Annotated in this window: 13 protein-coding genes and 1 pseudogene; 10 read left to right on the plus strand and 4 right to left on the minus strand. The window is 68.5% G+C overall.

The window, feature by feature from the left end; translation table 11 throughout:
- Positions 1-27 precede the first annotated feature (27 nt).
- Both galE and JJB11_RS26725 read left to right on the plus strand, forming a co-directional pair.
- Positions 28-1,083 (plus strand): UDP-glucose 4-epimerase GalE, encoded by a 1,056-nt coding sequence (gene galE, locus JJB11_RS11415; protein ID WP_201170690.1) that lies wholly within the window; start codon positions 28-30, stop codon positions 1,081-1,083.
- 295 nt (positions 1,084-1,378) lie between these two features.
- Positions 1,379-1,848: pseudogene (locus JJB11_RS26725) on the plus strand (YdcF family protein).
- Positions 1,849-1,891: 43 nt separating this feature from the next.
- Here the strand turns inward: JJB11_RS26725 and JJB11_RS11430 are convergent.
- From JJB11_RS11430 to ompA, 4 genes are all read right to left on the minus strand, one after another.
- Positions 1,892-5,380, minus strand: a complete 3,489-nt coding sequence (locus JJB11_RS11430) for a DUF748 domain-containing protein (protein ID WP_201170696.1) — start codon at positions 5,378-5,380, stop codon at positions 1,892-1,894.
- Between the two features lie 215 nt (positions 5,381-5,595).
- Positions 5,596-6,273, minus strand: coding sequence for an HAD-IA family hydrolase (locus tag JJB11_RS11435; protein WP_201964776.1), 678 nt, complete (start codon positions 6,271-6,273; stop codon positions 5,596-5,598).
- A 2-nt stretch (positions 6,274-6,275) separates the two neighbouring features.
- The gene (gene ubiG, locus JJB11_RS11440; protein ID WP_201170705.1) at positions 6,276-6,983 is read right to left on the minus strand and encodes a bifunctional 2-polyprenyl-6-hydroxyphenol methylase/3-demethylubiquinol 3-O-methyltransferase UbiG; all 708 of its coding nucleotides are present in this window, start codon (positions 6,981-6,983) and stop codon (positions 6,276-6,278) included.
- A 90-nt stretch (positions 6,984-7,073) separates the two neighbouring features.
- Complete coding sequence (gene ompA / locus JJB11_RS26375; protein ID WP_201170708.1) at positions 7,074-7,802, minus strand: outer membrane protein OmpA; 729 nt, start codon at positions 7,800-7,802, stop codon at positions 7,074-7,076.
- Positions 7,803-8,034: 232 nt separating this feature from the next.
- Between ompA and gyrA the strand changes: the two genes are divergently transcribed.
- The 8 genes from gyrA (at position 8,035) to lapB (ending at position 18,459) form a co-directional block, all read left to right on the plus strand.
- Positions 8,035-10,668, plus strand: coding sequence for a DNA gyrase subunit A (gene gyrA / locus JJB11_RS11450; RefSeq protein ID WP_201170710.1), 2,634 nt, complete (start codon positions 8,035-8,037; stop codon positions 10,666-10,668).
- Entirely contained in the window at positions 10,668-11,750 is a 1,083-nt protein-coding gene (gene pheA, locus JJB11_RS11455; protein WP_201170712.1) for a prephenate dehydratase, read from the plus strand. The genes gyrA and pheA overlap by 1 nt, the downstream gene beginning before the upstream one ends.
- A gap of 18 nt (positions 11,751-11,768) precedes the next feature.
- Positions 11,769-12,641, plus strand: coding sequence for a prephenate dehydrogenase (locus JJB11_RS11460; RefSeq protein ID WP_201171600.1), 873 nt, complete (start codon positions 11,769-11,771; stop codon positions 12,639-12,641).
- 27 nt (positions 12,642-12,668) lie between these two features.
- Positions 12,669-14,726, plus strand: a complete 2,058-nt coding sequence (locus JJB11_RS11465) for a bifunctional 3-phosphoshikimate 1-carboxyvinyltransferase/cytidylate kinase (RefSeq protein WP_201170714.1) — start codon at positions 12,669-12,671, stop codon at positions 14,724-14,726.
- 147 nt (positions 14,727-14,873) lie between these two features.
- Positions 14,874-16,562: a 30S ribosomal protein S1 gene (gene rpsA, locus JJB11_RS11470; protein WP_201170717.1), complete on the plus strand. Its 1,689-nt coding sequence runs from the start codon at positions 14,874-14,876 to the stop codon at positions 16,560-16,562.
- Between the two features lie 95 nt (positions 16,563-16,657).
- Positions 16,658-16,963, plus strand: coding sequence for an integration host factor subunit beta (locus JJB11_RS11475; protein ID WP_201170720.1), 306 nt, complete (start codon positions 16,658-16,660; stop codon positions 16,961-16,963).
- A gap of 82 nt (positions 16,964-17,045) precedes the next feature.
- Positions 17,046-17,336 carry a LapA family protein gene (locus JJB11_RS11480; protein WP_201170723.1) on the plus strand — a complete coding sequence of 97 codons (291 nt, stop codon included), beginning with the start codon at positions 17,046-17,048 and terminating at the stop codon, positions 17,334-17,336.
- Positions 17,326-18,459 carry a lipopolysaccharide assembly protein LapB gene (lapB, locus tag JJB11_RS11485; protein WP_201170725.1) on the plus strand — a complete coding sequence of 378 codons (1,134 nt, stop codon included), beginning with the start codon at positions 17,326-17,328 and terminating at the stop codon, positions 18,457-18,459. Before JJB11_RS11480 ends, lapB begins: the two co-directional genes overlap by 11 nt.
- Positions 18,460-18,593 lie beyond the last annotated feature (134 nt).

Raw genomic sequence — 18,593 nt, forward strand, 5'->3', positions numbered from 1 at the left:
GCGAGGAAGACCGTATAGTCCCGAGCCATGACCCAGGAGCAGCCCACTCTTCCCATTCTCCTTACCGGCGGAGCCGGTTATATCGGCAGCCACACCGTGGTGGCGCTCCACGAGGCTGGCTTCAAGCCGGTGATCCTGGACAACTTCGCCAACAGCCACCCGGCCGTGCTGGACCGGCTGGAGCGCATCCTCGGCACGCGACCGGTGCTGGAGCAAGGGGACGTGCTCGATCGGCCCTTCGTCGAAGCGGTGCTGCGGCGTCACCGCCCCGCGGGCGTGATCCACTTCGCCGGCGACAAGGCCGTGGGCGAAAGCGTGGCCCAGCCGCTCAAGTACTTCCACCACAACCTCGGTGGCGCCATCAGCCTGCTGCAGGCGATGGAGGCGGTGTACCTGGGGCCGCAATCACCCGGAGCGCCGACGCTCGTGTTCTCCAGCAGCGCGACCGTGTACGGCGATCCGGCACGGGTGCCGATCACCGAGGACTTCCCGCGCAGCCACACCAATCCGTACGGGCATACCAAGCTCGTGATCGAGGACATGCTCACGGCGGTGAAGCAGGCCCAGCCTTCCTGGCGCGTGGGCATCCTGCGCTACTTCAATCCGGTGGGCTCGCATGCGAGCGGGTTGATGGGCGAAGACCCGGCGGGGATTCCGAACAACCTCATGCCCTACGTCACGCAGGTGGCGGTGGGACAGCGGCAGCAGCTCAGCGTGTTCGGCAGCGACTACGCGACGCCCGATGGAACCGGCGTGCGCGACTACATCCATGTGATGGACCTGGCCGAGGGCCACGTCGCTGCGCTGCGCACGCTGCTCGAGCGCGGCGAGAGCTTCACGGTGAATCTCGGCACGGGACGCGGCTACAGCGTGCTGGACGTGGTGCGCGCGTTCGAGCAGGCGAGCGGGCGCAAGGTGCCCTACCAGCTGGTGGAGCGCAGGCCGGGCGACGTGGCGCAGTGCTATGCCGACCCGTCGCTGGCGAAGAAGCTGCTGGGGTGGGAGGCGAAGCGCAGCCTGCAGGACATGTGCGTGGATGCCTGGCGCTGGCAGAGCGCGAATCCGAAGGGATACGCGGGCTGAGACGGCGTTGATCCCCTACGTCGTCTCCAAGCTCGCCATCGCACTGATCTCGCCGCTGGGGACGGCGCTCCTCCTGTGGCTCGTGGGCCTGCTGCTCCTGGCCACGGCGCGCCGGGCGGCGATCTCCCTGCTGGTCCTCGGCCTGGGCTGGCTGTGGCTTTGGTCGACGCCGGTCGTGAGCGATTCGCTCCTGCACCACCTCGAGCACCGTTATCCGCCGCGACTGGCCGCGGCCTTGCCGCGCGCGGATGCCATCGTGGTGCTCGGAGGTGCGGTGGCGCCGCCGGGCCGCGGCATGCCCTACCCCAATCTCAGTCCGGCGGCCGATCGTATCTGGCATGCAGCGCGCGTGTTCCGCGCGGGCAAGGCGCCGATCTTGGTCGCCAGCGGCGGCAGCGATCCGGCGCTCGCCGCCGTGCCGGAAGCGCAGGTGATCGCGGGCCTGCTGCAGGAGCTGGGGGTGCCGGCCGCGGCGATCCTGCAGGAGCGCGATAGCCGCACGACCTACGAGAACGCGCAATTCACGGCAAGGCTCCTGCAGGATCGCCACGTCCGCGGATCCTGCTCGTGACCTCCGCGCTGCACATGCGGCGCGCGGCGGCGGAATTCGGGCGGGCCGGATTCCAGGTGATCCCGGCGGCGACCGACTACAGCGAGCCGCGCTTCGCCGGCGGACTGCAGTGGGTGCCCGATACGCTGGCGCTGGATGACGCCGCGCGGAGCATGAAGGAGCTGGTGGGGACGCTGGTGACCGAGGTGCGCTGAGCGCCCCCGCCCTCCCCCCAAAGGGAAGGGAGGGAAGAGGTCGCTAGTTGCTGCGCGTCGCGTCCGGTCCGCCCTCAGGCTGCGCCGTCGCCAGCTTCCCGACGCCGAGCGACAGGCCGCTGCCCACCAGCTTGTCTTTCGCGGGCCGTGCCGCGGGCGCTGCGATGGTCACGCGGTTCGCGTCCAGGCCCAGCTTCACTATGGTGTCGCGCATGGCGTTGGCACGCGCTTGCGCCAGTTCCACGAGTCCCTCATCGGCGATGGGCACCTGTTTCGTCAACCTGTCCAGCAGCTCCGCATGGAAAGCGGACGGCGCGCCGTCGTCGCGCGTCTTGAACCGGCGTCCCAGGCGCTCGACGAATTCACTGTCCATCACGCGTGCCACACCGCCTGCATCCTTGTCCTTGTAGCTCGCCCGCAGCTTCTGGTACTCGCCGGCGCCCGCCACCTGCGCGTAGCGGTCCTCGAGCCAGGTCTGCACCTTGTAGTTGTTCACGTCCACGGGCCCGGGCGGCTCGCCCGGCGCCAGCTTGAGGCCGGCCGCGGTGGCCGCCTCCTTGCGCATCGCGGCGTCCTGCAGGGCGCGACGGTCCGCCGCGGGGTCGTAGCCCGGCTGGATGGTCAGCGTGAGCGAGGGTCGCTTGGCGAGCGCTTCCGCCAGCGTCTTCAGCTTCTCCTGCTCGGGCGGCAGCAGCACTCTGCTGCCCGGGTCGAACCCTGCGGCCTCGAACTTCTCGGTTTCGCCGCCGAGCAGTGCGCCCAGCGCGCGGAAGGGCGCCGTGACGATCCTGGTGAGCACGTTGACGAGGGCCTTCCAGACGATCGCGCCATAGCTGAACTGCGGGTCGTCCAGGCTGCCCGACACGGGCAGGTCGAGGTCGATCACGCCGTTGCTGTCCTCCAGCAGGGCGATGGCCAGGTCCAGCGGCAACTTGCTGGCGCTGGGACTGTCCACTGGCTCGCCCAGGCGCAGCCTGGTCACGATGAACTTGTTGGTGCCGGCCAGCTGGCGTTGCCTGATCTTGTATTCGAGGTCCACCGACAGCCGCCCCGACGCGATCTTGCGGCCGGCGAACTTGCCCGAGTACGGCGTGAGCCGCGTCATCTCCAGGTTGCGGAACGCCAGCGTCAGGTCCGTGGACTCGGTCGCGCGGAACGGCTGGATCGCGCCGCGGATGCGCGCCGAGCCGTAGTCGTCGACCTGGCCATCGAGCTCCACCTGCGCATTGGACGCCGGGTCGGTCGACAGCCCCGTCACCACGCCGGAGAGGTCGTGCATGCGCGTGCCGAACTGCGGGGTGAGCGACAGGTCGGCGAATTCGGCGCTGCCGCCGATGACGCGCAGGCGCTCCACGGTGACGGGGAACGCGGGAGGTGCGGCGGTCGATGGAGGAGCGCTCGACGTCGCAACTACGGGCGTCACGGCAGGCGCCGGTTTCTTCGCCGACGTGCGCAGGATGCGCTGCAGGTTCAGCGTCTGGTCCTCGAAGATGATCACCTTGCCGAAGGGCTCGCGCGCCACCAGCTCGCCGATGTGGGCACTGTCCGGGCCGAGCGTCAGCCGCAGCGCGTCGGACGACAGCTTCTTCCATCCCAGGAAGGGCTGGCCCGTGTCCTCCTCGGTGATGGCCAGGCCGTCCACCGCGAAGCCGCCCGTGTAGGCCAGCGCCATGCCCTTCCTGCCGGGGCCGAACACCAGCTTGCCGCGCGTATTCGCCGCACCCGCATCCAGGCGCAGCTGCGCGAACTGGTTGACGTAGGGCGCGAACGGCTTGAGCGAGAGGCCGGCGAGCCGCAGTTCGAGCTGCCCCGAGGGCGTGCCGGGGACGATCGTGCCCTTCGCCTCCAGCCGGCCACCCTGCTTCACGGTGAATGCGGCTTCCACCGGGATCGCGCGGGAGAGGTCCAGTCCCACATCGCGCAACTGCACGGTGCCTTGCGCCAAGTCGAGCGTCACGGGCGTCGCGGAGGACGCGTCCACCAGTTGCAACTGCAGGTCGTCGGCGGCGACGCGCACGATCTTCATTGCGGGCGCGGTCGATGGCGCCACGGCTGCAGGTGCGGGCGGCGCCTGCGCAGTCCGGCGCAGGATGTCGCTCCAGTTCAGCCGCTGCTGCTTGTCGAGGCGGACCAGTGCGCGTGCACCGTCGAGCCCGATGGCTTCGATGTCGACGCGATTGGCTGGCAGGGCCATGCGCGCATTCACCAGCGTCGCGCGCTGCAGTTGCGCGACCGATTCGTCGCCCGAGCGAAGTTCCACCGGGCCCATGGAAGCTTGAACCGAGCCCAGATCGACCATGGTCTGCGGTCCCAGCTCGCCCGCGACAGAGGCGCTCAGCTCGAAGGCCTGGGCCGTCGCGGAGAGCGGCTTGGCATAACCGAGATCCGTCCACTTCGCGGACCAGCCGGCCAGGCGCACGGTGCCGACCGCGAACTTCCACGGCGACCGGGCCTGCGCCGCGGCCTTCACGACGGCGCCGCGACGGTCCGCGCCGCCTTCGGCCGGCGCCGTGAACACCGCCGCCCAGTCCAGCGCGCCGTGCGCATCGCGCGTGGCCGCCAGTGCGCCGCCTTCGAGCGTCACCGCGCCGGCGCGGAACTCGCGCCGAAGGAGGTCGAACGAGAGGTCGTCGAAGCGTGCCGTCGCAAGCTGCAGCAAGGGCGCGCCGCCGCCGCGCGGCGTGAGCGCGAAGTCGCGAAGGACCAGGTTGCCCTTCGAGATCTCCAGATCGGGGACGGCCTGCCGGCCCGGCCCGCGCAGCAATGCGAACCGGTACTGCAGCGCCGCCGCGAGCGTGCCCGAGGGCACCGCGGCGAGCGGGTTCTGCACGGCGCCCAGCACGCGGCCGATGCGTGCCCCTTGCAGCTCCAGCTCGCCTTCCGACGAGAGCGGATTGACCGAGAGCTGACCCTTCCAGCGCAAGGTGCCGCCCTGCTCCGGCAGGCGCGCCGCGAGCAGGTAGTCGCCGCTGTCCTCGGGCAGCGTCGACAGGCTGTCGAGCTCCACGCCCAGCGGCGTGAACGCCGCCTTGTACGGATCGCCCGGCCGGTCGGCATCGACGTACTCGATGTCGCCGTTCGCCACCTGCAGGTGATCGATCAGCACGCGCACCATGCGATCGGAAGGCGGCCCGTTGGTCTTCGCGAGCAAGGCGTCCCAGTTCAGCGCGCCACCGCGTCGCACCTCCACTCGCAGTCGCGGGCGCTCCAGCAAGATGGAGCGCAGGCGCCATGCCCAGCGTGTGACGCCGTCGACGTCGAGATTCACGTAGAGCTTGTCGGCGCCCGCCAGCAGCGCACCACTGGGCTCGGCGAGCGCGAGGCCTTGCACCCGCAGCTCCAGCGTGAGCGGGTTGAAGTCGACGCGCTCGGCGGACAGCTTGCTGGCCAGGAAGCGTTCACCGGCCCAGGGAAGCACCTTCCGCGCGAGCGGGTCGACGAGGAAGAAGCCGAAGAGCAGGTACAGCCCGAACGCTCCGGCCACGATGAGGAAGGGCAGGCTGCGCAGGAAACCGGCAACGCGTCGCCACATGAACAAGCCTCGCAGCGTTGGCAGCGGCGGGGCGCCCGCCGGGAATGCTGGTGGCCACTCTAGCGCGGGTGGAGGGCGTCGGGAAAGGGACCTTGGGGCAATGGATCAGGTCGAGCGCCGCTCACCGCAGCCCTCTCGCGGAGGCCTCTCGCGGAGGCAGAGGCAGCAAGCGCAGCAGGCGAGCGCCGCCTCCCCCGGAGGGTCGGATCAACCGATCAGGCCGCGACGCGGAACTTCAGGAGAGGCAGCAGGGCCAGCGGTGTCTCGATGTGGACGTCCGCGCCCCAGTCCTTCACGTCGGTGGCGCCGAGGTAGCCGTAGGTGGCGGCGACGGTGCCCATCCCCGCGGCCTTGCCGGCCTGCACGTCACGCACGTCATCGCCCACGTAGAGGCACTCGATCGGCTTCACACCCACCTGCCGCGCCGCTTCCAGCAACGGCGCAGGGTGCGGCTTCGAATACGGCGTCGAGTCGCCGCCCACCACCGCACGCGCGCTCGCGAAGAGCGGCATGCCCTTGGTCAGCGGCCCGGTGAAGCGCATGGACTTGTTGGTCACGACGCCCCACGGCACGTCGCGTTCCACCAGCGAGTCGATCAGTTGCTTGACGCCTTCGAACACATACGTCCGCTGGGTCATGCACGCTTCGTAGTTGCGGAAGAACTCTTCGCGCAGCGCCGGGAAGTCCGCATGGTCCGGCGTGATGCCGAAGGCGACGCCCAGCATGCCGCGGGCGCCGGCGCCCGCCATGGGGCGGTAGCGTTCGTACGGCAGCGACGGCAGGCCGCGCGCAATGCGCATCTGGTCGGCCGCGGCCCCGAGATCGGGGGCGCTGTCGATCAAGGTGCCGTCCAGGTCGAAGAGGACGGCCTTCACGTCGTGCGCGATCATCATGATCAGGGTTTGCGGGCGGCCGCCAGGTAGTTGACGCTCGTGTCGCCACTGAGCCGGTAGCGACGCGTGAGCGGGTTGTATTCCATGCCCTGCGTCTGGAGCACGTCCAGGCCCGCGCTGCGGGCCCAGCCCGCCAGCTCGCTGGGCTTGATGAACTTCAGGTATTCGTGGGTGCCGCGCGGCAGCAGGTTCAGCACGTACTCCGCGCCGACGATCGCGAACAGGAACGCCTTGGCGTTGCGGTTGATGGTGGAGAAGAAGACCCAGCCGCCCGGCTTCACCAGCGTGGCGGCGGCCTGCACCACCGACTCCGGGCGCGGCACGTGTTCCAGCATCTCCATGCAGGTGACCACGTCGAACTGGCCCGCCTGCTCCTGCGCCAGCATCTCGGCGCTGGCCTCGCGGTATTCGACGTTGGGCGTTCCCGCCTCCAGCGCGTGGAGCTGCGCCACGCGCAGCGCCTTGGTCGAGAGGTCGATGCCCAGGACGCTGGCGCCCTTGCGCGCCATGCTGTCGGCCAGGATGCCGCCGCCGCAGCCGATGTCCACGACGCGCTTGCCCGCGAGTTGCGCGAGGCCGTCGATCCAGCCCAGGCGCAAGGGGTTGATCGCGTGCAGCGGCCCGAATTCGCTGTCCGGGTCCCACCAGCGGTGGGCCTGCTCGGAGAACTTGGCGAGTTCGACCGGGTCGGCGTTCAGGGCTTCGTTCATGGCTGGGGCAGATTGTCAGTCAGCTGGCTCGTGAGTAAATGAAAAAGGGCCCGCAGCGCGGGCCCTTTGTGCAGCTTTTCTCGCTGGCGTTTACTGATTGGCGCGCGTGCCGACCACTTCGATTTCCACGCGGCGGTTCTTCGCGCGGCCTTCGGCGGTCTTGTTGTCGGCGACGGGCTGCTTCTCGCCCTTGCCTTCCGTGTACACGCGGTTCTTCTCGATGCCCTTGGACACGAGATAGGCCTTCACGGCTTCCGCGCGGCGCACGGACAGCTTCTGGTTGTACGTGTCGGTGCCGACGGAGTCGGTGTGGCCCACGGCGATGATCACTTCGAGGTTGATGCCCTGGATCTTGCCGACCAGGTCATCCAGCTTCGCCTTGCCTTCGGGCTTCAGGACGGCCTTGTCGAAGTCGAAGAACGCGTCGGCGGCGTAGGTCACCTTGGTGGCGGCGGGCGGCTGGGGAGCCGGGGCCGGCGGTTGCGCAGCCGGGGCCGGGGCGGGCGCCGGGGCAGCCATGGGCGCCGGAGCCGGGGCCGGGGCGGCAGCCACGAGGGCGCCGTCGCAGCCGACCGCAGCAGTGGCGGGGGTCCAGTTGGCATCGCGCCAGCACAGTTCGTTGGTGCCGTTGCGCCAGACGTATTCGCCCGTGCCGTTCTGCCAGTTGTCGACCTGGGTGCCGCCGTTGGCCGCAACCACGCGCGTTCCTGCGGGCATCGGCGCCGCGGCCGTGGAGGCCATCGGCATGTGCATGCTGCCGCAGCCAGTCAGGGCCGCAGCGGAGGCAAACATCAGCGCCACTTTGTTCAGTTTCTTCATGGTTCTCCTCTTGGGGAAAAGATTTCGCAGCAGCGCTGCGCCAACACTACGTCCTGCGTGACCTATTCACCAGTTACGTTCGGCTCATTGTGCCATAGGGCCTTATGCCTTGGCCGGCTCGACCGCTGGGAGTTCGTAGGACGAAAGCCCAATTCCTCTCCCGATGTTGCCGCGTCGCCACATCCGAGCAAAAACGTAAAATCTTCGGTTTCCCGCCTCTTGACGGAACCCAATGACTTCCTTCGCGAAAGAAACCCTGCCCGTCAGCCTCGAGGAGGAGATGCGCCGCAGCTACCTCGATTACGCCATGAGCGTGATCGTCGGGCGCGCCCTGCCCGATGCGCGGGACGGTCTCAAGCCGGTGCACCGGCGCGTGCTGTACGCGATGCATGAGCTCAACAACGACTGGAACCGGCCGTACAAGAAGTCGGCCCGTATCGTCGGCGACGTCATCGGCAAGTACCACCCGCACGGCGACCAGTCGGTGTACGACACCATCGTGCGGCTGGCGCAGGACTTCTCGATGCGCCACATGCTGGTGGACGGCCAGGGGAACTTCGGCTCGGTCGACGGCGACAACGCCGCGGCCATGCGGTACACGGAAATCCGCCTGGCCAAGATCGCGCACGAGATGCTGGCCGACATCGACAAGGAGACGGTCGACTTCGGCCCCAACTACGACGGCAGCGAGTCGGAGCCGCTGGTGCTGCCCTCGAAGCTGCCCAACCTGCTGGTGAACGGCTCGGGCGGCATCGCGGTGGGCATGGCCACCAACATCCCGCCGCACAACCTCAACGAGATCGTCGACGCCTGCCTGCACCTGCTGCGCAACCCGGAGGCGACCATCGACGAGCTGATGGAGATCGTCCCGGCGCCGGACTTCCCCACGGGCGCGATCATCTACGGCATCTCCGGCGTGAAGGAGGGCTACCGCACCGGCCGCGGCCGCGTGGTGATGCGCGCCAAGTGCCACTTCGAGGAGATCGACCGCGGCCAGCGCACCGCGATCATCGTCGACGAGATCCCCTACCAGGTGAACAAGAAGACGCTGCAGGAGCGCATGGCGGAGCTCGTGCACGAGAAGAAGCTCGAGGGCATCAGCCACATTCAGGACGAGAGCGACAAGTCCGGCATGCGGCTCGTGATCGAGCTCAAGCGCGGCGAGGTGCCCGAGGTCGTGCTGAACAACCTGTACAAGCAGACCCAGCTGCAGGACACCTTCGGCATCAACATGGTGGCGCTGATCGACGGCCAGCCCCGGCTGTGCAACCTGAAGGACCTGGTGCAGGTGTTCCTGGAGCACCGCCGCGAGGTGGTCACGCGCAGGACGGTGTTCAACCTGCGCAAGGCCCGCGAGCGCGGCCACGTGCTGGAAGGCCTGGCCGTGGCGCTGGCCAACATCGACGAGTTCATCCGCATCATCCGCGAGTCGCCCACGCCGCCGGTGGCCAAGACCGAGCTGATGGCCAAGGCCTGGGATTCGTCCATGGTGCGCGAGATGCTCACCCGCGCCCGTGAAGACGGCAGCGTGATCAACGCCGACGACTACCGGCCCGAAGGCCTGGAGCGCCAGTACGGCCTGGGCGCCGACGGCCTGTACCACCTCTCCGACACCCAGGCTTCCGAGATCCTGCAGATGCGCCTGCAGCGCCTGACCGGCCTGGAGCAGGACAAGATCGTCTCCGAGTACCGCGAGGTGATGGCGGAGATCGAGGACCTGCTGGACATCCTGGCCAAGCCCCAGCGCGTTTCGGCCATCATCACCGACGAACTGACGTCCGTGAAGCAGGAGTTCGGCCAGACCAAGCTGGGCGCGCGCCGCAGCATCATCGAGCACAACGCGCAGGACCTGGCCACCGAGGACCTGATCACGCCCACCGACATGGTGGTGACGCTCTCGCACGCGGGCTACATCAAGAGCCAGCCGCTGGGCGAATACCGCGCCCAGAAGCGCGGCGGGCGCGGCAAGCAGGCGACCCAGACGAAGGAAGACGACTGGATCGACCAGCTCTTCATCGCCAACACGCACGACTACCTGCTCGCCTTCTCCAACCGCGGGCGGCTGTACTGGCTGAAGGTGTGGGAAGTGCCCGCGGGCTCGCGCGGCTCGCGCGGGCGGCCGATTGTCAACATGTTCCCGCTGCAGGAAGGCGAGAAGATCAACGTGGTGCTGCCGCTCACCGGCGAGTTCCGCAGCTTCCCGGCCGACCACTACGTGTTCATGGCCACCAGCATGGGCACGGTGAAGAAGACCGCGCTGGACGAGTTCAACAACCCGCGCAAGGCCGGCATCATCGCCGTGGACCTGGACAAGGACGACTTCCTGATCGGCGCCGCCCTCACCGACGGCAAGCACGACGTGATGCTGTTCTCCGACGGCGGCAAGGCAGTGCGCTTCGACGAAAACGACGTGCGGCCGATGGGCCGCAACGCGCGCGGCGTGCGCGGCATGATGCTGGACGAAGGCCAGGGCGTGATCGCGATGCTGGTGGCCGAGGACGAGACGCAGAGCGTGCTGACGGCGACCGAGAACGGCTACGGCAAGCGCACCCCGATCGGCGAATACACGCGCCACGGCCGCGGCACCAAGGGCATGATCGCCATCCAGCAGAGCGAGCGCAACGGCAAGGTCGTGGCCGCCACACTGGTGCATGCCGACGACGAGATCATGCTGATCACCGACCGCGGCGTACTGGTGCGCACGCGCGTGAGCGAGATCCGCGAGCTCGGCCGGGCCACCCAGGGCGTGACGCTGATCGGCCTGGACGAAGGGTCCAAGTTGAGCGGATTGCAGCGCATCGTGGAGAATGACGCAGGCGCGGCCGAAGGTGAGGACACCAACGGCGGCGACAACGCCACCTCCTGATGCCCAAGACACTCTCCGAACTCCGCGCCGGAATCGACCAGGTCGACCGCGAACTCCTGACGCTGCTGAACCGGCGCGCCGCGCTGGCCAACGAGGTGGGCGAGCTCAAGCGTGCCGAGGGCTCGCCCGTGTTCCGTCCGGAGCGCGAGGCGCAGGTCATCAACGGCATGCAGGCCGCCAACCCCGGGCCGCTGAAGGACGACAACATCGCCCACATCTGGCGCGAGATCATGTCCGCCTGCCGCGCGCTGGAAGCGCCGCAGCGCGTGGCCTATCTCGGGCCGGCCGGCACCTACAGCGAGCAGGCGGCGCTGCAATTCTTCGGCTCCAGCATCGCCCGCGTGCCGTGCGTGAGCATCGACGAGGTGTTCCAGTCCGCCACTTCGGGCGCCGCCGATTTCGGCGTCGTGCCGGTGGAGAACAACACCGAGGGCGTGGTGACGCGCTCGCTCGACCTGTTTCTGGGCACGCCGCTGCACATCATCGGCGAGACCAGCCTGCTGGTGCGCCACCACCTCCTGCGCAAGGACGCCTCGCTGCAGGGCATCGAAGTGGTCGTGGCCCACCCGCAGGCGCTGGCGCAGTGCCAGGGCTGGCTGAACAACCACCTGCCCGACGTGGAGCGGCGCGCCGTCTCCAGCAACGCGGAAGGCGCACGCCTGGCGGCCGAACATCCCGAGTGGGCGGCGATCGCCAGCGACCGGGCGGCGAACGAATTCGGGCTGCACATTGCGGCGCAGGCGATCCAGGACGACCCGTTCAACCGCACGCGCTTCGCCGTGGTCTGCCTGCCGCAGGTGCTGGCCGCGCCGGACGCCTCGGGCAAGGACTGCGTGAGCCTGATCGTGTCGGTGCCCAACAAGCCGGGCGCCGTCCACGACATCCTGGTCCCGCTCAAGCAGCATGGGGTGTCGATGACGCGCTTCGAGTCGCGTCCGGCCCGCTCGGGCCAGTGGGAATACTATTTCTACATCGACCTGCAGGGCCATCCCTCGCAGCCGCACGTCGCGGCGGCGCTGAAGGACCTGCAGGCACTGTGCGCGTTCTACAAGGTGCTGGGCACCTACCCACTGGGCGAATAAGGCAATAACGACATGGCGATGTTCGAGCAGTTGGGTTTGATCGGGTGCGGCCTCATGGGCGGCTCGTTCGCCATGGCGATGAAGCGCGCGGGACTCGTCAAGCGGGTGGTGGGCTACAGCAAGTCCCCGTCCACGACCGAGCGCGCGCGCCAGATGGGCGTGATCGACGTCGAGGCGCCCTCGGCATTGCTCGCCGTCTCGGGCGCCGACATCGTGCTGCTGGCCGTGCCGGTCGCGGCGACCGAGGCGACCTTCAAGGCGATCCGGCACCTCGTCACGGCCAACATGCTCGTGATGGACGTCGGCTCGACCAAGCGCGACGTCGTCGAAGCCGCGCACCGCGTGCTGCGGGACCACGTGGCCTCCTTCGTGCCTGCGCACCCGATCGCCGGCAAGGAAGTCTCGGGCGTGGAGCATGCCGACCCGGACCTGTACCAGGGCAAGCAGGTCATCCTGACCCCGACGGAGCGGACGCTGCCGGCGCACGTGCGGCGCGCGCAGGAGCTGTGGGAGGGCCTGGGCTGCCACGTGCACCAGATGGCGCCCGAGTCGCACGACGCCGCCTTCGCCGCCGTGAGCCACCTGCCGCACCTGATCGCCTTCGCGCTGATGCACGGGATCCTGCACCAGTACAACGGCAAGGAATTCCTCGGTCTCGGCGGACCCGGCTTCAAGGACTTCACGCGCATTGCCGCCAGCGACCCCAAGATGTGGCGCGACATCCTGCTGGCCAACCGGGTCGAGCTGGTCGAGCAGGCCAAGATGTTCCAGCGCAGCCTGATGACCATGATGAAGCTGGCCGAGGACGGGGAGGGCGAGAAGCTCGAAGAGCTCATCACCGAAGCGAGCAACGCCCGCGCGCACTGGCGCATGGGCCAGAAGCTGAAGTAACAAGGGAGCGGCCCACCGGGCCCGTGCATGTTCGCCACCGCATTCCTGGACCTGCCGCCGCTCGAGGAAGCCGCCGGCAAGGTCATCCTGCCCGGCTCCAAGAGCATTTCCAACCGCGTGCTGCTGCTGGCGGCCCTGTCGGAAGGCACGACCGTCATCCACGACCTGCTGGAGTCGGATGACACGAAGGTCATGCTCGATGCGCTGAGGGCCTTGGGGTGCAGCGTGGTGCACAGTGGCCCTTCACTCGAGATCACGGGCTTCTCTCCTCCCCCCTCTGGGGGGAGGTCGGGTGGGGGGCGCTCGGCCCCGGAGCGCCCCCACCCCAACCCTCCCCCAAAGGGGGAGGGAGCAAAGAGGCTCTTCCTCGGCAACGCCGGCACCGCCATGCGGCCCCTCACGGCCGCCCTCGCCCTGCTCGGCGGCGATTACGAAGTCTCCGGCATCGCGCGCATGCACGAGCGCCCTATCGGCGACCTGGTCGATGCCCTGCGCCAGCTCGGCTGCCGCATCGACTACCTCGGCAACGAGGGCTACCCGCCGCTGCGCATCCACCCGGCCGACGCCCTGCAGCTCGCCGCGCCGATCTCCGTGCGCGGGGACGTCTCCAGCCAGTTCCTCACCGCGTTGCTCATGGCCCTGCCCCTCGTGGCCACGCAGGACATCGTCATCGAAGTGGTCGGCGACCTGATCTCCAAGCCGTACATCGAGATCACGCTGAACATGCTGCAGCGCTTCGGCATCGCCGTGCGCCGCGACGGCTGGCAGCGCTTCATCATCCCCGCCGGCAGCCGCTACCAGTCGCCGGGCGAGATCCACGTCGAGGCCGACGCCTCCTCGGCCAGCTACTTCGTGGCCCTGGGCGCGCTGGCCGCCGTCGACCAGCCGGTACGCATCGAAGGCGTGGGCGCGGACTCGATCCAGGGGGACATCCGCTTCCTTGACGCCGCCCAGGCCATGGGAGCGCAGGTCACCAGCGGCCCCAACTGGCTCGAAGTGAAGCGCGGCGCCTGGCCGCTGAAGGCGATCGACCTGGACTGCAACCACATCCCCGACGCAGCGATGACGCTGGCGGTGATGGCGCTCTATGCCGACGGGATCAGCACGCTGCGCAACATCGCGAGCTGGCGCGTCAAGGAGACCGACCGCCTTGCCGCCATGGCGGCGGAGCTGCGCAAGCTGGGTGCAACGGTGGTGGAAGGCGCGGACTTCCTGCGCGTCGCACCGCCCGCCACCTGGACTTCGGCCGCGATCCACACCTACGACGACCACCGCATGGCCATGTGCTTCGCGCTGGCGGCCTTCAATCCGGCCGGCACGCACGTGCGCATCCTGGACCCCAAGTGCGTGGCCAAGACCTTCCCCGACTACTTCGAGGCGCTGTTCTCCGTGACCCGGACCGACGCTCCGCACATCCCGGTGCTCTGCGTGGACGGGCCCACCGCGTCCGGCAAGGGTACGCTGGCCTCGCAGGTCGCCCACCGGCTGGGCTACCACTACCTGGATTCCGGGGCGCTGTACCGCATCACCGGCCACGCCGCCGTCCACGCCGGCCTCTCGCTGGACGTGGCGCACGAGCACACCATCGCCAGGATGGCCGAGACCCTGCCCATCGTCTTCCACGCCGACCGGGTGCTGCTCGATGGCGTCGACGTGACCGATGCCATCCGTACCGAAGAGGCAGGCATGAACGCGTCCAAGGTGTCCGCCCTGCCCGCCGTGCGCACGGCGCTCGTGGCCCTGCAGCAGTCGTTCCGCAAGCTGCCCGGGCTGGTCGCGGACGGCCGGGACATGGGCACGGTGATCTTCCCGGACGCCCCGCTGAAGGTCTACCTCACGGCCAGCGCCGCCCAGCGCGCCGAGCGCCGGTATAAGCAATTGATTTCAAAGGGCATTCCGGCTACACTCCCCGCTCTTCGCGCGGACCTCGAGGCCCGCGATGCGCGCGATTCCAATCGCGCCGTCGCCCCCCTCAAGCCCGCAGAAGACGCCCTCCTCCTCGATAACTCGGGCCAGTCGGTTGAAGAATCGGTGGCACAGGTCCTGAAGTGGTGGGATGAAAAGCAGGCTTTCGCCCCCAGGTAAGAAGTCTGCTGCTCCGTAGGCTGGCGGTGAGCACAGCGAACCCCAGCGAAGAAGCAGTACCGAGGCCCCCGCCACTCCCTCCGCGCAGCAGCGCACCGGTGTCGGGGATCATCAACCCTAACCCCCGCGGGTCACACCGCAAACTCAATGTCTGAATCCTTTGCCGCCCTGTTCGAGGAATCGCTGCAACGCGCCGAAATGCGCGCCGGCGAAGTCATCACCGCCGAAGTCGTCCGCGTGGAGCACAACCACGTCGTCGTCAACGCCGGCCTGAAGTCGGAAGCCTACATTCCGATCGACGAATTCAAGAACGACCAGGGCGAAGTCGAAGTGCAAGCCGGGGACTTCGTCTCCGTTGCCATCGACGCCATCGAAAACGGCTACGGCGACACCATCCTGTCGCGCGACAAGGCCAAGCGCCTCGCCTCGTGGATGTCCCTCGAGAAGGCGCTCGAGTCCGGTGAGTTCGTCACCGGCACCACCACCGGCAAGGTCAAGGGCGGCCTGACCGTCCTGGTCAACGGCATCCGTGCCTTCCTGCCCGGCTCGCTGATCGACACCCGTCCCATCAAGGACCTGTCGCCCTACGAGAACAAGACCCTCGAATTCAAGGTCATCAAGCTCGATCGCAAGCGCAACAACGTGGTGCTGTCGCGCCGCGCGGTCGTGGAAGCGTCCATGGGCGAAGAGCGCGCCAAGCTGATGGAGACCCTGAAGGAAGGCTCCATCGTCCGTGGCGTGGTCAAGAACATCACCGAATACGGTGCGTTCGTGGACCTCGGCGGCATCGACGGCCTGCTGCACATCACCGACATGGCCTGGCGCCGTGTCCGCCACCCGTCCGAGGTGGTGCAGGCCGGCCAGGAAATCACCGCCAAGATCCTCAAGTTCGACACCGAGAAGAACCGCGTGTCCCTGGGCCTGAAGCAGATGGGCGACGACCCGTGGCTGGGCGTGTCCCGCCGCTACCCGCCGGGCACCCGCATGTTCGGCAAGGTCACGAACATCGCCGACTACGGCGCGTTCGTCGAGCTCGAGCCCGGCATCGAAGGCCTGGTGCACGTCTCCGAAATGGACTGGACCAACAAGAACGTGGCCCCGTCCAAGGTCGTGTCCCTGGGCGACGAAGTCGAAGTCATGGTCCTCGAGATCGACGAAGACAAGCGCCGCATCAGCCTGGGCATGAAGCAGTGCAAGGCCAACCCGTGGCAGGAATTCGCGCAGAACACCAAGCGCGGCGACCGCGTCAAGGGCCCGATCAAGTCGATCACCGACTTCGGCATCTTCGTGGGCCTGGCCGCCGGCATCGACGGCCTGGTGCACCTGTCCGACCTGTCCTGGAACGAGACCGGCGAAGCCGCCGTGCGCAACTTCAAGAAGGGCCAGGAAGTCGAGGCGATCGTGCTGGGCGTGGACGTGGACCGCGAGCGCATCTCCCTGGGCATCAAGCAGCTCGATGGCGACCCGTTCGCCACGTTCACCTCGGTGCACGACAAGGGCGCCACGGTGACGGGCAAGGTCAAGACGGTGGACCCGAAGGGCGCCGAGATCGACCTGGGCCAGGACATCATGGGCTACCTGCGTGCCTCCGAAATCAGCCGCGACCGCGTGGAAGACGCGCGCAACGTGCTGAAGGAAGGCGACGAAGTCACCGCCGTCGTGGTGAACATCGACCGCAAGACGCGCAACATCCAGCTGTCCATCAAGCAGAAGGACATGATCGACGAGCAAGGCGCGATGGCGCAGCTGTCGCAGCAGTCCTCGCGCGAGCAGGCCGGCACCACCAGCCTGGGTGCGCTGCTGCGTGCCAAGCTGGATAACGCGGACAACAAGTAAGGGACTGGGGCCTAGGGGCTGGGGACTAGGGAGAGGCACGGCTGTTTGGCTGTTGCCCTAAGCCCTAGTCCCTGTCCCTAGCCCCTCCTCAAGCAATGACCCGATCAGACCTCGTCGAAGAACTGGCGGCCCGTTTCAGCCAGCTCACGCATCGCGATGCGGAATACGCCGTCAAGACGATCCTCGACGCGATGAGCGAGGCGCTGGTGCGCGGGCACCGCATCGAGATCCGCGGCTTCGGCAGCTTCTCGATCAACCGGCGTCCTCCGCGCATGGGCCGCAATCCCCGTTCGGGCGAAAGCGTGCACATTCCGGAAAAGCGCGTTCCCCACTTCAAGCCGGGCAAGGCCCTGCGCGAGGCGGTGGACGAGCGGACGAAGGAAATGGAGTCGGCGGCGTAGCGTGGTGGGGGAGCCGCTGGCGAATGCCTCGCATGCCGCCCCAGCCTACAATTCCGGGCGACCGAGGAGCCCAGGAGCCGAATTGAAATATCTCGCATGGCTGCTCAAGGCAGCCATTTTTTTTACCCTGTTCGCTTTCGCGCTGAACAACCAGCAGGACGCGACCGTGCACTTCTTCTTCGGCACGGCGTGGACCGCGCCGCTGGTGCTGGTCGTCCTGGTCGCCTTCGCGGCCGGACTGGTGGTGGGCGCGCTGGGCATGGTGCCGCGCTGGTGGAAGCACCGCAAGGCGGCGCGCGTCGCCGCGCCGGCGGACACGCAGCACGCGCCGAGCACGCTGATCGGCCAGGGCACGCCTCCGAATGGACTTTGACCTCACCTGGCTGTTGTGGGGCCTGCCGATCGCCTTCGGCCTGGGCTGGCTCGCCTCGCGCCTGGACCTGCGGCAGCTGCGCATCGAGAACCGGCTCGCGCCCAAGGCCTACTTCCGCGGCCTGAACTTCCTGCTGAACGAACAGCAGGACCAGGCCATCGACGCCTTCATCGAGGCGGTGCAGAACGACCCGGACACCTCCGAGCTGCACTTCGCGCTCGGCAACCTGTTCCGCCGCCGCGGCGAGTACGAGCGCGCGGTGCGCGTGCACGAGCACCTGCTCTCGCGCGCAGACCTCTCGCGCGAGGACCGGCACCGCGCGCAGCACGCGCTCGCGCTCGACTTCCTGAAGGCGGGCCTGCTCGATCGCGCCGAAGAGGCGCTGCGCAAGCTGGAAGGCACCGCCTACGAGGAGCAGTCGCTGCTCGCCCTGCTCGCCATCTACGAGCGCTCGCGCGACTGGGTGCAGGCCTCGGACATTGCCCGCAAGCTGGACGCCGCCAGTCCCGGCCAGTTCGCGGCCCGGCAGGCGCATTACCTGTGCGAGCAGGCCGCGAGCGCCGCGCCGGCCGCGGCCGAACAGCTGCTGGAGAAGGCCATCAAGGCCGCGCCGCGGTCGCCGCGCCCCCGCATCGAACTGGCCGCGCTGCGCCACCGCGCGGGCGACCCGCGCGCGGCGTTCGAGCTGCTGAAGGAAACGGCCGCAGCGGTGCCGACCTCCATCCCGCTGCTGGCGCAACCCATGGCGCAGGCCGCGCTCGCCAGCGAGCGCCGCGAGGAAGCGGCGCAGTTGCTGCGCACCAGCTACGAGGCCACGCCGACGCTGGACGTGCTGGACGCCCTGGCGGCGCTTGACACCGACCCCGCGGTGGCGCGCGACCGCTACGTGCAGCACCTGCAGCGCGAGCCATCGCTGGTCGCGGCTTCGCGGTGGCTCGCCGGCGAAAAGCTCGAGCACGAGCAGTTTCATCCGGACGTGCAGCGCGCACTCGACCATGCCGTGAAGCCGCTCACCCGCTACCGCTGCGCGGCCTGCGGCTTCGAATCCAAGCAGCATTTCTGGCAGTGTCCCGGCTGCCAGGCGTGGGACTCCTATCCGCCACGCCGCGTGGAAGAGTTATGACCCACCCCCGAAGCGACCTGCGGTCGCCTCCCCCAAACGCACCCCGGAAAATCGCCTGGCGATTTCCCGGAGACCCCGCTCAAGGGGGCGCCACCAGCGGCCCGGCAAAGCCGGTTCCGCGGTGGCACTGAAGA

Origin of the sequence: Ramlibacter ginsenosidimutans (genome assembly GCF_016654015.1) — a bacterium.
Classification (GTDB): domain Bacteria; phylum Pseudomonadota; class Gammaproteobacteria; order Burkholderiales; family Burkholderiaceae_C; genus Ramlibacter; species Ramlibacter ginsenosidimutans.

What these genes read in the sequence shown, in the direction of transcription:
- gyrA (WP_201170710.1), top strand. Translation starts at nt 8,035, where the DNA reads ATGACTTCCTTCGCGAAAGAAACCCTGCCCGTCAGCCTCGAGGAGGAG.
- JJB11_RS11465 (WP_201170714.1), top strand. Translation starts at nt 12,669, where the DNA reads ATGTTCGCCACCGCATTCCTGGACCTGCCGCCGCTCGAGGAAGCCGCC.
- rpsA (WP_201170717.1), top strand. Translation starts at nt 14,874, where the DNA reads ATGTCTGAATCCTTTGCCGCCCTGTTCGAGGAATCGCTGCAACGCGCC.
- ompA (WP_201170708.1), bottom strand. Translation starts at nt 7,802, where the DNA reads ATGAAGAAACTGAACAAAGTGGCGCTGATGTTTGCCTCCGCTGCGGCC.
- lapB (WP_201170725.1), top strand. Translation starts at nt 17,326, where the DNA reads ATGGACTTTGACCTCACCTGGCTGTTGTGGGGCCTGCCGATCGCCTTC.
- JJB11_RS11435 (WP_201964776.1), bottom strand. Translation starts at nt 6,273, where the DNA reads ATGATGATCGCGCACGACGTGAAGGCCGTCCTCTTCGACCTGGACGGC.
- JJB11_RS11475 (WP_201170720.1), top strand. Translation starts at nt 16,658, where the DNA reads ATGACCCGATCAGACCTCGTCGAAGAACTGGCGGCCCGTTTCAGCCAG.
- pheA (WP_201170712.1), top strand. Translation starts at nt 10,668, where the DNA reads ATGCCCAAGACACTCTCCGAACTCCGCGCCGGAATCGACCAGGTCGAC.
- JJB11_RS11430 (WP_201170696.1), bottom strand. Translation starts at nt 5,380, where the DNA reads ATGTGGCGACGCGTTGCCGGTTTCCTGCGCAGCCTGCCCTTCCTCATC.
- galE (WP_201170690.1), top strand. Translation starts at nt 28, where the DNA reads ATGACCCAGGAGCAGCCCACTCTTCCCATTCTCCTTACCGGCGGAGCC.
- ubiG (WP_201170705.1), bottom strand. Translation starts at nt 6,983, where the DNA reads ATGAACGAAGCCCTGAACGCCGACCCGGTCGAACTCGCCAAGTTCTCC.
- JJB11_RS11460 (WP_201171600.1), top strand. Translation starts at nt 11,769, where the DNA reads ATGTTCGAGCAGTTGGGTTTGATCGGGTGCGGCCTCATGGGCGGCTCG.